Genomic DNA, 14,156 nt, shown 5'->3' with positions numbered 1-14,156 from the left:
TCATTTTATTCATCAATTTAATTAATTAACAATGTACGCAATAGTAAATATAGCCGGACAGCAATTCAAAGTTGCAAAAGACCAAAAAATCTTTGTACATCGCTTACAAGGAGAAGAAGGCGCTAGTATTGAATTTGACAATGTATTGTTAGCAGAAGATGGTGGCAAATTTAGCGTAGGAACTCCTTCGTTAAAAGGTGCTAAGGTTTCAGCTAAAATTTTGTCACATTTAAAAGGAGATAAGGTAATCGTTTTCAAGAAAAAACGTCGTAAAGGCTATAAAAAGAAAAATGGTCACCGCCAACAATTTTCTAAAATAGAAATTACAGGTATTTCATTATAATTGATTGTAAAACGGGTATTTTATACCAAAAAAATATAAAAAATGGCACATAAAAAAGGTGCGGGTAGTTCTAAGAACGGCCGTGAGTCGCATAGTAAACGATTAGGTATTAAGATTTTTGGAGGTCAGGATGCTATTGCAGGAAACATTATTGTTCGCCAGCGTGGTACTAAGCATCATCCTGATAAAAATGTAGGTTTAGGAAAAGATCATACAATTTTTGCAATGATTGATGGTAAAGTTGTTTTCAAAAAGAAAGCAGATAATAAATCATACGTTTCTGTAATTCCTTTTGCACAACCTGAAACTGTTGAAGCAGCACCTGCTGCGAAAAAAGAAGTTAAAGTTGCTGCTGTAAAGAAAGAAACTAAAGCTGCTAAAGCAGAAGCTCCTGTTGCAGAATAAGTAGCACTAGCTTATACATAACAGAAAAGGCTCAATTCATATGAATTGAGCCTTTTCTGTTATGTAGGAATTGAATTATTGATTACGTACTAATAAGGTTTCAGCCAATCGGTGTAAAGGTTCTTTTTTGTTCTCTGCGATCGGGATTTCAGCCAGGGCAGAGAAAGCCATGTCTGTATATCGGTTCATTTCTTGCTTAATATAGCTTTGTATATTTAGCTTGTTGTATAGGTTAACGATGGAAGAGATCTTTTCTGCAGGGTTATATTCTTTTTTATTTAACCAGGATAGAATTTCAAGCCTGTCTTCTTCGTTTGCTAATTCCAGTGCTTTTAGGAGTAAGAATGTTTTCTTGTTTTCGAGGATATCTCCACCAATTTGTTTTCCGAATTTAGCACTGTCTCCAAAAACATCTAGGAGGTCATCCTGTAATTGAAATGCAATTCCTAAGTTTTCTCCGCATTGGTATAGAAGATTTGCATTGTTATTATCTGTTTTTGCAACAATAGCACCTAATTGCAGAGCAGCTCCGATAAGAACAGCGGTTTTTAATCGGATCATTCCAATATAGTCTGAGATATTGATGTTGGTGCTTTTCTCAAAGTCCATATCAAATTGTTGCCCCATACATACTTCGGCTGCTGTGCGATTAAAAACAGATAATAAGGATGGCAAGACTGCAGGGTCGTTTTGTGAAATGAATTGATAGGACTGAATAAGCATAAAGTCTCCTGAAAGAATAGCGGTATTCGTGCCCCACTTTTCATGCACAGTTGCTCTCCCACGACGTAAAGGAGCTTTATCCATAATATCATCATGCATCAGGCTGAAATTGTGAAATACTTCAACTGCCATTGCGGTAGGAAGAGCTGCATGAGCATCACAATCAAACATTTCGGCTGATAGAAGTGTCAAAGCTGGTCTTAATCTTTTACCACCTATACTTAATAGATATTGAATGGGTTCGTATAGATCTACCGGCTTTTCTGGAAATTTAATATTTCTTAAACCTTCATTAATAATATCTTGATAAAGCTTAACCTCCTGCATAGTTTCTGTCAAAAGCACAAAGCTAAACTTTTATGATACTAAGGTAAAATCTATTTGTCTTTTTGTTAGATCTACGTTCTTAACTCTTACCCGAACTTCATCGCCTAATTGATATTTTTTCTTTTTCCGTTGGCCGATGATTGCATAGTTCTTTTCATCAAGAGCATAGAAGTCATCAGTCATATCACGCAGTCGAATCATTCCTTCGCACTTATTCTCTTCAATTTCAACGTACATACCCCATTCTGTGACACCCGAGATAATTCCTATATATTCAGTTCCGATTTGATCTAACAGATATTCTGCTTGTTTATATTTTACGGAAGCCCTTTCTGCATCCGCAGCTCTTTTTTCCATTTGAGACGCATGTACGGACATTTTCTCATAGGCTTCCTCGCTTACGGATTTACCATTATCGAGATAATGTTCTAACAAGCGATGTACCATCATGTCTGGATATCTACGAATAGGAGAAGTGAAATGAGTATAGTAATCAAAACCTAAACCATAATGACTGGTACTTTTGGTAGTATAGATTGCCTTTGCCATGGAACGGATAGCCAGTTGGGTAAGAACATTCTGCTCTTTCGTGCCTTCCACTTCTTCCATTAAATGGTTTAAGGAGTGGGCAGTTTCTTTGCTAGACGTCATGTTTATTTTATAACCGAAGCGAGCTGCAAATTGAGCGAAATTAAGCAAGCTGGATTCTTTTGGGACATCATGAGCACGATAAACGAAAGTTAGTTTGCTTTTGCCTTTATGATTTTTTCCGATAAATTCAGCTACCTTTTTGTTCGCCAGAAGCATATAATCTTCAATGAGTTTATGCGCGTCTTTGCGTTCTCGAACATATACTCCTAGTGGTTTTCCATTTTTATCTAAATGGAATTTTGTTTCAGCTGTTTCAAAGCTGATAGCACCACTTTTGAAGCGCTTATCACGCATAATGTAGGCCAATTTATTTAAGAGCTCTAATTCTTGGCTTAGTTCACCCTGTTTGCTTTCAATCAGCTCTTGGGCATCTTCATAGCTTAAACGTTTATCAGAGTGAATAACTGTTTTTCCGAACCACTCAGATAGAATATTTGCTTTTTCATCTAGTTCGAAAACGGCTGAAAAGCAAAGCTTATCTTCATTGGGCCTTAAAGAGCATAGATTATTTGAAAGCCTTTCTGGCAACATTGGAATTACTCGATCCACGAGGTACACCGAGGTTCCTCGTTCAAAGGCTTCATGATCTAAGGCTGTATCCGGGTTTACATAATGCGTAACATCTGCAATGTGCACACCGATTTCGTAGTTGCCATTTTCAAGTTGTACGAAAGAAATAGCATCGTCAAAATCTTTGGCATCAAATGGATCGATTGTGAAGGTTAATTTATTTCTAAAATCTTTTCTTTTTGCTATTTCCTCAGCAGGTATTTGTGCAGATAGTTCTTCAGCTTCCTTTTCCACGGCAGTAGGAAATGATAAAGGAAAGCCGTAGTCAGCAAGTATAGCATTCATTTCGGTGTTATTCTCTCCTTGAGCACCGAGTATGTCAGTAACTTTTCCAACCGGGTTTTTACTTCCTTCAGGCCAGTCGGTAATAGTTACTACTACTTTTTCACCGTCTTTAGCCCCATTTAAATCTTCAATAGGAATAAAGATGTCATGAAGCATTTTACGATCATCAGCAATTAGAAAAGCGAAACGTGGAGACACTTTGAGCACTCCTGTAAAACTTTTTCGAGCTCTTTCTACGATTTCTACTACTTCACCTTCCTTCTTTCCTATACGCTTACTTTCATAGGCATGAATTTTTACAATATCACCATGGAGAGCGTTTCTAAGTTTTCTGGGAGCGATGTAGATGTCGTCTTCAAATTCATCGTCTGTGACAATATAAGCTGATCCATCAGCAGTCATATCCACTCTGCCGGTAAGTACAGTCCGCAGTTCTTTAAGAATATATTTTCCTTTGGCTACTTCTTTGAATATACCTGAGCGAGTACCCGCTTTTAGGATTTCTTGTATCCCCATCTTTGAGTCTTGATCGGGCAAGTTCAGTTTTGCACTTACTTGCTTGTAATTCAAAGCTTGATTACCGGATTTTTGTAAGACTTCGGTAATCAGTTGGGTGAGAATATTTTTAAATGTGTTATTTTTTGCCATTTGAGTTAAATTGGACGTAGGAATGCTTTATCTGCTAAGATAAAAACAATTATTTTAGAAAAGGTTTTATGAAAATAAAATGCTTAGGACATTTCTTTTTTATGAATGTCTAAGATGAACTGCTGTAATAGATTATCGATTTCTTTTATTTGATGTAAGGTGATTGATTCTCCGTTTCTGAGATCGATTTCCATCTTTCTAAGCTTAAAGGCAATATGATCTCCTCCCAATTGTGCTGTTCTTCCTGCCATGCGATGAATAAGTAGTTCGGTTTTATCGTGGTTCTTAGAATGAAAGCTATCATGTAATTCCTTTAAATCTTTTTCAGTATCGTTTGTAAAGAGCTTGATAATCCATTCTTTATCCAGTTCTTCCAGATTATCTTTAACTAGTTGATCTTCATCTATAACAAAGTCGTTTCTATTAACAAATATTCCTAAGGCTTCCAACAGGTCAGCTTCTTTAAAAGGCTTTAAAAGAAGTCCATCAAACCCGAATGAAAGAATATCTTTTCGTTCTTCTGGTAGTGCCTGAGCTGTGAAAGCAATGATTTTTACTGAGCCATCATATTTCTCCCGGAGTTTTTTATAGAGGTCCTTGCCATTAATTTCGGGCATACGCATATCTGTGAAAATATGACTCAGGTTTTCATCAAAGGAGTGATCCAATGCATCTTTAGGTGATTGGAAATACCGATGATCAATACCATACTTGCTTAAGATACTATGGCAGAGATCCAGGATAAAGTTATCATCGTCTATCAACCAGACTGTATTTTTGAAAGAAGATGCCGGTTTTAATGTTGGAAGGGCAGGAAGAGCAATTTGATCTAATGAGGCTGTTGGTAAACTAAAGGTTACTGTGAAAACAGAACCCTTTTCTAAAATACTTTTTACATCTATTTGGCCATTCATTGCCTTAACTAAGGTTTTTACAATAGATAGTCCTAATCCATTACCAAAATGAATGCCTGAGTCTGAGTTCGTGGATTGCTCAAATTCATCAAATATTTTATCAATATCTTCCGCTGGGATTCCTGGACCGGTATCTTGAATGCGGTAATTAATATCAGTATTTGTACCGTAATCTGTGGATGTAACCTGTAATAGAACTTCTCCATGGTCTGTGAATTTTATTGCATTCCCAACCAGGTTAAATAAGATCTGTTTTAAACGGAATGCATCACCTAGTACCAATCCATCACCCGCGATCCGTGTTGAAAGATTAAGTTCTATATTCTTTTGTTTGGCTTGCGGACGCATGGCTGTAGCTACTTCCTCTGCAAGATCCTGTAGGTTGAGTACTTCTTTCTGAAAATTAAATTTACCTGAATTAATGCGGTTGTAATCCAGTACTTCATTTACAATTTGCAATAAGTGTTGTGACGATTGGTATATAACATTGATCTTCTCTGCGTCTTTATTGGCGTATTTTAATTGTTCGGCATATCCAATTATCGATTGTAGGGGCGTACGCAATTCATGACTCATGTTTGATAGAAAGCGTTGCTTGGCAGCACCATGGTATTCGGCCGCATTCTTGGCATTTTCGAGCGCCAGACGGTAATTGGTTCCTTTTCTTAAGTCGGTTAATATGAAATAGATCAATACCGCAGAGATCAGAAAGAAAGATAGTAAGATAAAGCTAATCCGTCTTACACTTTGATTTACCACGGTTCTGGCCTCCAGGTTCTCAAACTCCATTTGGTGCATAGCTTCCTGTTCTACTTCATGCAGGATATTGAACATGTCACTTACCAGGATATTTCCTGCCAGGGTTAATTCCGTTTCGTGGTTTATAAATGTTGCACTTTTTTGTCTTTGTTTAGCTTCCAGGGCCTGAATGGCCTGATCTATTTTAGCTTCCGTATTTTCATCACGAACATTCTCTATCGTATCTATTTTAACATTTAATTCTTCGTGAACCGTTTGTGGAACGTCTGCTTGAGCATTGCTTTCAGGTTTGTTCTTAACACCAAAAAGCTTGGCAAAGAATCCGCGGTCATCGACTTGAGTGGAAGGGTCTATCGTTTTTGTTGTAACCTTTTTTTCAGTAGTAATGATCTTACTATCGCTCTTAGGGACCTCTTGAATTAAGGAACTAATGTTTTTAATTTGATTTGAGAAAGCTTGATTATCTACTAAGTTTCTTCTTACCTGGATGTAAGAATTGAATAGTTTATCTCGTTCATTTAGTAAAACTCGAATGGAATCAATACGTTTACTCTGTAAACTATTGATAGAATACAGACCTTTTAGTGTGTCTAGCGATTGGAGTATAAAGTTAGATTCGTTTGCAAAGCCGCTATAGTCTTTATGATTTAAAACCTGAGCTCTCTGCACCTGATCTATTTGTAATATATCACGCGAGATACGGCTCACCAAGCGAAGTTTTTCGTTTGGTGTAGAAATTATATTCACCTTATTTAGCATTTCATCGAAAGCAACTTTGCTGATAAAATATGCTAAACCCAATGCGATACCGCAGGAGATGATAACAAATACTACCTTTTGATATACATTGGAGCCGGATTGATTTTTTGTGTTATTATCCATTCTGTTGTAAATGCAAAAGGCACAATAAATGTGCCTTTATTAATTTTAACGAATAGTTGAGCCGTTAATTATTCAGGAAAACGAATTTATTATCAAATACATCCAGTTTTATGTTGCTATCCTTATTTATTTTATTGGCTAATATTTCTTTCGATAATTCGTTTAATACTCTTTTCTGTATCACCCGTTTAAGCGGTCTGGCCCCAAATTGAGGATCGTAACCTAATTGTGCTAACCAGTCTAAAGCTTCCGGACTTGCCTCAATTGTGATTCCCATCTCAGCTAATTGCTTTTGTAGGTTGTTGAATTGTAAAGCAACTATTTCTGCAATTTCATCACGGCTTAACGGAGTAAACATAATTACCTCATCAATTCTATTGAGAAACTCTGGTCGAATGGATTTCTTTAAGAGTTCAAATACTTCATTTCTGGTTTTAGCGATTACTTCTTCACGATTAAACTCATTTAAATCGGTAAAATTATCCTGAATAAGGTGAGAGCCGATATTAGAAGTCATTATTATGATGGTATTTTTAAAATTGACGAATCGCCCTTTATTATCAGTTAAATGACCATCATCCAGCACTTGAAGTAAGATATTGAAAACATCCGGGTGTGCTTTTTCTATTTCATCGAGTAAAATTACTGAATAAGGGTGTCTTCGAACAGCTTCAGTCAGTTGACCACCTTCTTCATAGCCCACATATCCTGGAGGGGCTCCAATTAACCTTGAAACAGAATGTCTTTCCTGGTATTCACTCATGTCTATACGAACCATTAAATGCTCGTCATTAAATAGAAACTCCGCTAATGCTTTCGCTAATTCTGTTTTACCAACACCCGTTGTTCCTAGAAATATAAATGAACCAATGGGTCTGCGTTTGTCACTCAGTCCGGCCCGGGAGCGGCGTATAGCATCGGCAATTGCATCAATAGCTTCCGATTGCCCTGCAACTCTTTTATGCAGCTCTTCTTCTAGTTTAAGAAGCTTTTCACGTTCACTTTCAACCATTCTGGTCACAGGAATTCCCGTCCAGCGAGAAACAACTCCAGCAATATCTTCTGCAGTTACTTCTTCTTTCAGCATCCTGTTTTCTGATTGGTATTCTTCCAGGTCTTTTTTGAATTTTGTTACGTTGTCTTGAGCTTCTTTAACTCTGCCATAACGAATTTCAGCAACACGGCCATAATCACCTGCACGTTCAGCCTGTTCTGCTTCCAATTTATAATCTTCAATTTTCTGCATCTCCTGGTTGATCTGATCAACAAGAGATTTCTCGCTTTGCCAGGCAGCTCTTAAGGAATCGCGTTCGCCAACTAAGTCTGAGATCTCCTGGCTTAGTTCTTTAACCATTTTCTCATCTTTTTCACGCTTAATAGCTTCCCTTTCTATTTCGAGCTGCATAATCTTACGCTCGATTTCATCAACAGCTTCTGGAACTGAATCCATTTCTATACGCAATTTAGAAGCAGCTTCATCCATTAAATCAATTGCTTTATCTGGCAAGAAACGGTCTGTAATGTAGCGTTGAGAGAGCTCTACAGCAGCTATAATGGCACTGTCCATGATACGAACTTTGTGATGCGTTTCATAGCGTTCTTTCAGACCTCTTAGGATCGATATTGCATCTTGTGTATCAGGTTCATTAATCATAACGATCTGGAACCTACGTTCTAAAGCTTTATCTTTTTCAAAATACTTTTGATATTCGTTTAAAGTGGTAGCTCCAATTGCCCTAAGCTCACCTCTGGCCAATGCAGGCTTTAAAATGTTTGCTGCATCCATGGCACCTTCTCCACCACCAGCACCTATAAGAGTATGAATCTCGTCAATAAACAGGATAATCTCTCCATCGCTTTCAGCTACTTCTTTTACAACTGATTTTAATCGTTCCTCGAATTCACCCTTATACTTGGCTCCGGCAATTAATGCGCCCATATCTAAGGAGTATACAGTTTTGGTTTTTAGATTTTCCGGTACATCGCCTTTGATGATTCTATGCGCTATGCCTTCTGCTATAGCTGTTTTACCAACACCGGGTTCACCCACTAATATGGGATTGTTTTTTGTACGGCGTGATAAGATTTGCATGACGCGCCTTATTTCTTCATCGCGCCCAATGACAGGATCAAGCTTACCTGATTCTGCATACTCATTTAAATTACGAGCATATTTATTTAAAGCGTTATAAGTAGCTTCGGCGTTCTGATTGGTTACTCTGCTATTTCCTCTTAATTCAGTAATTGCCGTCTTTAAATCCTTTTCCGTTGCTCCCTGATCTTTTAATAAACCAGAGACTTTATCGTTTGAATCCAGTATAGCAAGAAGTAAATGCTCTACGGATACAAATTCATCTTTAAATTCTTTTAAATAGGACTGAGCCTTTTGAAGAATGGAATTGCTTGAATTGGACAAATAAACATTGCTTCCGCTTACTTTTGGATAGCTATTAATTTGTGTGTCTAACAAATCACTTAAGTGATTAACGTTAACATTAAGTTTCTTTAGTAAATGATTAATAACATTTTCATCTACAATAAGTAAAGCTTTCAAAAGGTGCGCCGGTTCAATTGCCTGTTGTTGATTTCCTATTGTTATTTCGGAGGCTTTTTGAATAGCTTCCTGTGCTTTTATTGTGAAGTTATTAAGATTCATAGTATCTTTTTCTTTTCTAATATCAAAACATATACCATCATGGATAGTTTGAAATTAGCTGAAATAATGGCTGATAGAACTCAGTAGTGAATGAAAAAATGTCTGAGTTTAAGCTTTGTGTCTTTCTTTATTCTATATTTGCATTGCATTTGGTTAAAGATGATTAAATATCATACTTTATTAAAAGGGAATTTGGTGAAAATCCAAAACTGTCCCGCAGCTGTAAGCTCTATTAATCAGATCTAATTATTGCCACTGTTTGTTTCTCAAAATGAATGGGAAGGCTAGATCGGGAGGAGCAAGTCAGAAAACCTGCCTAATGAAATGAATTGTATAAAGGCTTTCGGGGATTGAAGCCAGATTCAGCTTGATATATTCATCATGCTTAATTTCGTTGCGTTCGAACCCCTGTATTTAATTGATTTTTGTGTCTAGAGTTTATTTGTATTTAATTCTTCTCTTTATTCCTTCTTTGCTCAAAGCTCAGGTGGATACTGTGCATTATGGGGATACCTTGAGGAGGGTTGAAATAACCCGGCCAACTTTCTACAAAGAGGAGGCTTCTACGATGCCTGTACAGCATTTGTCTAAAAAAGATCTGGATAATTTAAACAGTATCTCTGTTTCAGATGCTATAAAATTTTTCTCAGGTGTTCAGGTTTTGGATTATGGAGGAATTGGGGGTATGAAAACAATTGATGTTCGGAGCCTAAGCTCAAATCATACATCGATCTTTTATAATGGTATAGCTATTAATAATGCTCAGAATGGACAAGTTGATTTAGGGAAGTTCTCGTTAGACAATATTGAGTCGATTACCTTATTTAATGGGCAACAAACTAAACTACTCATTCCTGCAAAAGCTTTTTCATCAGCGTCAACTTTATTATTAGAATCACAAAAGCCTGTGTTTGAGGAAGGAAAAACTAGTCATCTTAAAGTAGGTGCACGAGTTGGAGATTTTGGCTTATTTAATCCATCCCTTTTATGGCAGCAAAAGCTTTCAAAAAATACAAGTGTGAGTTTTAATACAGAATGGGTTAAGGCTAATGGCCGTTATGATTTTTATTATGCAAAAGGTGATACCGATACACTGATTAATCGACAAAACTCTGATGTTGATGCTTTGCGATTAGAAGCAGCACTGATGGGTACATTAAAAGATAGTAGTATATGGGAAATTCGTCTTTATAATTATACATCAGAACGAGGGCTGCCAGGAGCTGCAGTTGATAATAAATACTATTCTAACGACCGGCAATGGGATAAAGATTTCTTTGTTCAGGGAAGATGGGAGAAGAAGTACAATGATATCTATAGTTTATTAATTAATGCAAAGTACGATCGCTTAAATTTGCGTTACAAAGATCCTGATTTCCACAATACACAGGGCTTTCTGGAAAACAACTATAAGCAGAAAGAAGCTTATGTTTCAGCAGCTAATCTGTTTGTTCTATCAAATACTTTAAAATCATCTGTATCAGTTGATTACTTCTACAATAAATTAGATGCCGATTTGAAGGATTTTGCTTATCCGGAAAGACATACTTTATTGATTAATGCGGCTATTGAATGGAAAAAGAATAACTTTCAAATTCAAGCTAATGGATTAACAGCAATATTAAAAGAAAATGTGCGCGTTGGCAATAGTGCAGGAACGAAGCAGATATTAAGTCCTTCTATCTCTGCATCATGGAAACCGTTTGCTGATCAGAACCTATATGTTCGCTCATTTTTTAAGTCTATTTTCAGAGCTCCAACCTTTAATGACTCGTATTATACCATTATTGGTTCTACCAGTCTGAATCCTGAATATGTAAATCAATATGATCTTGGTTTTACCTGGCAAAAAGCATTTAATAGTCGTTTTCAACAAGTAACGTTTAAGGCTGACGCTTATCATAATCGTATTAAAGATCGAATCACAGCCATTCCTTTAGCGAATTTATTCAGGTGGTCAATGGTTAATTTAGGTCGGGTAGAGATTAATGGCCTTGATCTTGGCGTATCAGGTAATGTGGCTATGGATGCGAATATTAATCTTGATTTAGGGGTTAACTATACCTACCAAAAAGCTTTAGATAAGACACCTAATGGTGCTAATTTTAATCAGTTTATACCATATGCTCCGCGAAATAGTGGGTCTGGTTTTATTGCAGCTTCTTATAAGGCATTCGGTTTGAATTATAATGTGCTTTATACAGGAGAGCGTTATAGTTTGAGAACCAATATTGCTGGGAATCAAATGGAGGATTGGTTTATTCAGAATCTATCTGTTTCGTATCAAAATAAATTGGCTAAACTGAATTACAAGCTTTTAGCTGAAGCAAATAATATTACAAATATCAACTATACCGTCATTAGAAATTATCCGATGCCGGGTAGAAATTATCGTATCAGTTTTCAAATTTCTTATTAAATAATATATATATATCACCATGAAAATTAATTTTAATATTTCCCGTTTAGCAGCTTTTGTGTTGCTGTCTGCTTTTCTTACTTCTTGTTCAAAAGATAAGCCTTTTACTCCGGATGAGCAGTCGGATCCGATAAGTGGAGTTTATGTGCTTAATGAAGGAGATTTTCAAGCAAACAATGCCAGCCTTTCTTATATTGATTTCTTAACAGGTAATATTACACTTGATATTTATGGAACAGCAAACTCTTCAGATCCAACTAAGCCTAAAGCATTGGGTGACATAGCTAATGACATGGGTATTTATGGAAGTTTGTTATATGTTGTTGTTAATGAGTCTAATAAAATTGAAATATTAAATGCTTCCAATGCTAAAATTGTAAAAACGATTAATGTTGATCAGCCTCGTAATATAGCTTTTCATAGTGGGAAAGCTTTCATTACTTCGTATAAAAACGATGTGTTTGTTTTGGATACTCTTAGTAAAACGGTAGTAGCGGAAATTGCTGTAGGCAGAACACCAGAACGTATTGTGGCATCAGGAAACAAATTATATGTTGCAAATGCCGGGTGGGCAGATGCGATAACAGGAGGAGAATACGATAATACGGTTTCAGTAATTGATCCTGTTTCATTAAAGGTAGAAACTACGATTACTGTTGCTGATAATATTGATAATATATTTGCCGATGGAAAGGATAAAATATATGTAAGTTCAGCAGATATTTACAATACAATTGATTGGACTATTGCAGTGCCTTCTCGTTTATATAGAATAGATACCAAGACTAATAAAGTAGATAAAACCTATGAATTTGGTGCACACCTGATGACATTTTATGAAGATAAGGCTTATCTGGTAAGTAGTAATTATAAAGCAGATAAAGATACCTTTTTAGAAATGGATTTGACAACTGAGACTTTAAAGGAATCTGACATTTTTAAAGGAATCGAACTGAATCATATTTACGGTTTGGCAATCGATTCTGATAATGGAAATATCTGGCTTTCAGATGCTAATTATTCAGAGTTAGGTAAGGTTCGCCGTTATAATAAGAAACTGAATAAAGTTGATCTTACTTATACTGCAGGAGCTTTCCCTTCTGTATTTGCTTTCAAAAGATAATCTTTAAGGTGCTAAAACAAGGAGGGGGATTGCTATTAGCAATCCCCCTCCTTGTTTTAATATTATATATAATTTATCTGCTATTCCTATCACTACGAGCTCTACTTTGGCTCGGCTGTGCACTTCTTCCAGAAGCAGCAGCTGATGAACCCTTTGACGGACTCGAACTTGTTACTCTTGTTACTGATGGACGAGCTGCTTGTGTAGCCTGACGAGCAGGCGTACTTCTTTGTGTTGTAGCACGGCTCTGCTGTGTTGCAGAAGAATTTCGTGCTGTAGTTTGTCTGGCAGGAGCAGTAGCCCTTCCTTGGGTATTGTTGTTATTATTGTTCTGACGCTGTACAGGAGCGGTTGAACGTACAGGACGTTGCGTTGTTGGACGAGCTGTAGCTGAAGAACCTTGATTGTTATTTGAGTTTCCAGAGTTGCCTCGTACAGTAGTTGCACGGCCTTGTTCTGGCCGGGTAGCTGCTGGTCTTCCTGTGTTATTCGTTGCATTCGGTCTGTTAGAACTTCTTGGTGCTACTGCTGTTGGGCGTTCATTTCTAATATCGCTGGTATTTGCAACACGAGATGGTCTGCTTGTTGTACGAGTAGCCTGATTGATCTGCGGACGGTAAATTGAAACCGATCTTGAATCAATAGTTGCTCTGCCGGGACGATTGCTATTATTTACATTATAGACTCTTACAGGTGTACGGGTTACGCGGGCTAAATCGTTCCTTCCTGGTCCGCCATAATAGTTGCGGTTATTATAAACATAAACGTTGTTTATAATGGTAGTTCGGTTGTAGAAGCTATTGTATCTATTAAATGGTGTGTAATAGCTATAGATCCTTGGACTAAAGAAGTAACGTTGCGGTACGAATATCCAGTGACTTAAAGGTATATTAATGCTAATACCAAAGCTTACTCCAGGTCCTAGAGGAGCCCAGCCATATTGTCCACCTCCTTGGCGCCAGGATACCCATGCCGGTCCCCATTCATATCCAGGAACCCAGGCCCAACCATAATTGTTGTTATATACCCAGTTGCCATAGTGGAACGGAGCCCATCCCCAGTCATAATCAGAATACCAGGTATTTCCGTATTCTGTATTGATCCAATGTCCATTTGTAGCATATGGTCTAAAATCTCCTCTCACATCGGGTATCCAAATATATCCGTATTGAGAATCATCTATCCACTGTCCGTAAGGAGAAAGTTCGTCATAGAAAAGTTGGAACGAAACTTGATCGTTTTGTGCCTGAACCTGTTTTAGGCCCGTAGCTAGAAAGAGGAAGATAAACGAAAGGCTAAGTATTATTTTATTGCTTATGTTTTTCATGTCTTTGTCGATTATTATTCAATTTTATTCAAAGTTTATGCCACTATGACAAAGTTCACCTGGTTAAGGTTTAATTTTAATTTAAAATAATAATTAATATTTGTTAAGTATTTATTAATAGATA

9 protein-coding genes and 1 riboswitch are annotated in these 14,156 nt (G+C 36.9%); of the genes, 4 read left to right on the top strand and 5 right to left on the bottom strand.

Annotated features, from left to right (window positions below; translation table 11 throughout):
- Positions 1–31 precede the first annotated feature (31 nt).
- Entirely contained in the window at positions 32–343 is a 312-nt protein-coding gene (gene rplU, locus C8N28_RS12100) for a 50S ribosomal protein L21 (protein WP_132225277.1), read from the top strand.
- A 42-nt stretch (positions 344–385) separates the two neighbouring features.
- Positions 386–748: a 50S ribosomal protein L27 gene (gene rpmA / locus C8N28_RS12095; protein ID WP_132225275.1), complete on the top strand. Its 363-nt coding sequence runs from the start codon at positions 386–388 to the stop codon at positions 746–748.
- Between the two features lie 75 nt (positions 749–823).
- On the opposite strand, the gene C8N28_RS12090 is transcribed toward rpmA, so the two are convergent.
- The 4 genes from C8N28_RS12090 to clpB all read right to left on the bottom strand — a co-directional run bounded on the left by C8N28_RS12090 (position 824) and on the right by clpB (position 9,163).
- Entirely contained in the window at positions 824–1,816 is a 993-nt protein-coding gene (locus tag C8N28_RS12090) for a polyprenyl synthetase family protein (RefSeq protein WP_246012816.1), read from the bottom strand.
- A gap of 12 nt (positions 1,817–1,828) precedes the next feature.
- Positions 1,829–3,952: a ribonuclease R gene (gene rnr, locus C8N28_RS12085; RefSeq protein ID WP_132225273.1), complete on the bottom strand. Its 2,124-nt coding sequence runs from the start codon at positions 3,950–3,952 to the stop codon at positions 1,829–1,831.
- A gap of 83 nt (positions 3,953–4,035) precedes the next feature.
- Positions 4,036–6,507 (bottom strand): ATP-binding protein, encoded by a 2,472-nt coding sequence (locus C8N28_RS12080; protein WP_132225271.1) that lies wholly within the window; start codon positions 6,505–6,507, stop codon positions 4,036–4,038.
- A 64-nt stretch (positions 6,508–6,571) separates the two neighbouring features.
- Complete coding sequence (clpB, locus tag C8N28_RS12075; protein ID WP_132225269.1) at positions 6,572–9,163, bottom strand: ATP-dependent chaperone ClpB; 2,592 nt, start codon at positions 9,161–9,163, stop codon at positions 6,572–6,574.
- 133 nt (positions 9,164–9,296) lie between these two features.
- Positions 9,297–9,497: riboswitch (cobalamin riboswitch) on the top strand.
- 93 nt (positions 9,498–9,590) lie between these two features.
- On the opposite strand from clpB, the gene C8N28_RS12070 reads away from it, so the two are divergent.
- Together C8N28_RS12070 and C8N28_RS12065 are read left to right on the top strand one after the other, a co-directional pair.
- Positions 9,591–11,582, top strand: a complete 1,992-nt coding sequence (locus C8N28_RS12070) for a TonB-dependent receptor plug domain-containing protein (protein ID WP_132225267.1) — start codon at positions 9,591–9,593, stop codon at positions 11,580–11,582.
- A 19-nt stretch (positions 11,583–11,601) separates the two neighbouring features.
- Positions 11,602–12,705, top strand: a complete 1,104-nt coding sequence (locus tag C8N28_RS12065) for a YncE family protein (RefSeq protein WP_132225265.1) — start codon at positions 11,602–11,604, stop codon at positions 12,703–12,705.
- A gap of 73 nt (positions 12,706–12,778) precedes the next feature.
- On the opposite strand, the gene C8N28_RS12060 is transcribed toward C8N28_RS12065, so the two are convergent.
- The gene (locus C8N28_RS12060) at positions 12,779–14,032 is read right to left on the bottom strand and encodes a DUF6600 domain-containing protein (protein WP_132225263.1); all 1,254 of its coding nucleotides are present in this window, start codon (positions 14,030–14,032) and stop codon (positions 12,779–12,781) included.
- Positions 14,033–14,156 lie beyond the last annotated feature (124 nt).

Source organism: Albibacterium bauzanense, assembly GCF_004339765.1.
In the GTDB taxonomy this organism is placed as follows: domain Bacteria; phylum Bacteroidota; class Bacteroidia; order Sphingobacteriales; family Sphingobacteriaceae; genus Albibacterium; species Albibacterium bauzanense.
Note: the sequence above shows the minus strand (reverse complement) of the source record. Positions and strands in the feature narration are given on the sequence as shown.

Coding starts and splice junctions, on each gene's coding strand:
- rnr (WP_132225273.1), bottom strand. CDS start 3,952: ATGGCAAAAAATAACACATTTAAAAATATTCTCACCCAACTGATTACC.
- C8N28_RS12060 (WP_132225263.1), bottom strand. CDS start 14,032: ATGAAAAACATAAGCAATAAAATAATACTTAGCCTTTCGTTTATCTTC.
- C8N28_RS12065 (WP_132225265.1), top strand. CDS start 11,602: ATGAAAATTAATTTTAATATTTCCCGTTTAGCAGCTTTTGTGTTGCTG.
- rplU (WP_132225277.1), top strand. CDS start 32: ATGTACGCAATAGTAAATATAGCCGGACAGCAATTCAAAGTTGCAAAA.
- clpB (WP_132225269.1), bottom strand. CDS start 9,163: ATGAATCTTAATAACTTCACAATAAAAGCACAGGAAGCTATTCAAAAA.
- rpmA (WP_132225275.1), top strand. CDS start 386: ATGGCACATAAAAAAGGTGCGGGTAGTTCTAAGAACGGCCGTGAGTCG.
- C8N28_RS12080 (WP_132225271.1), bottom strand. CDS start 6,507: ATGGATAATAACACAAAAAATCAATCCGGCTCCAATGTATATCAAAAG.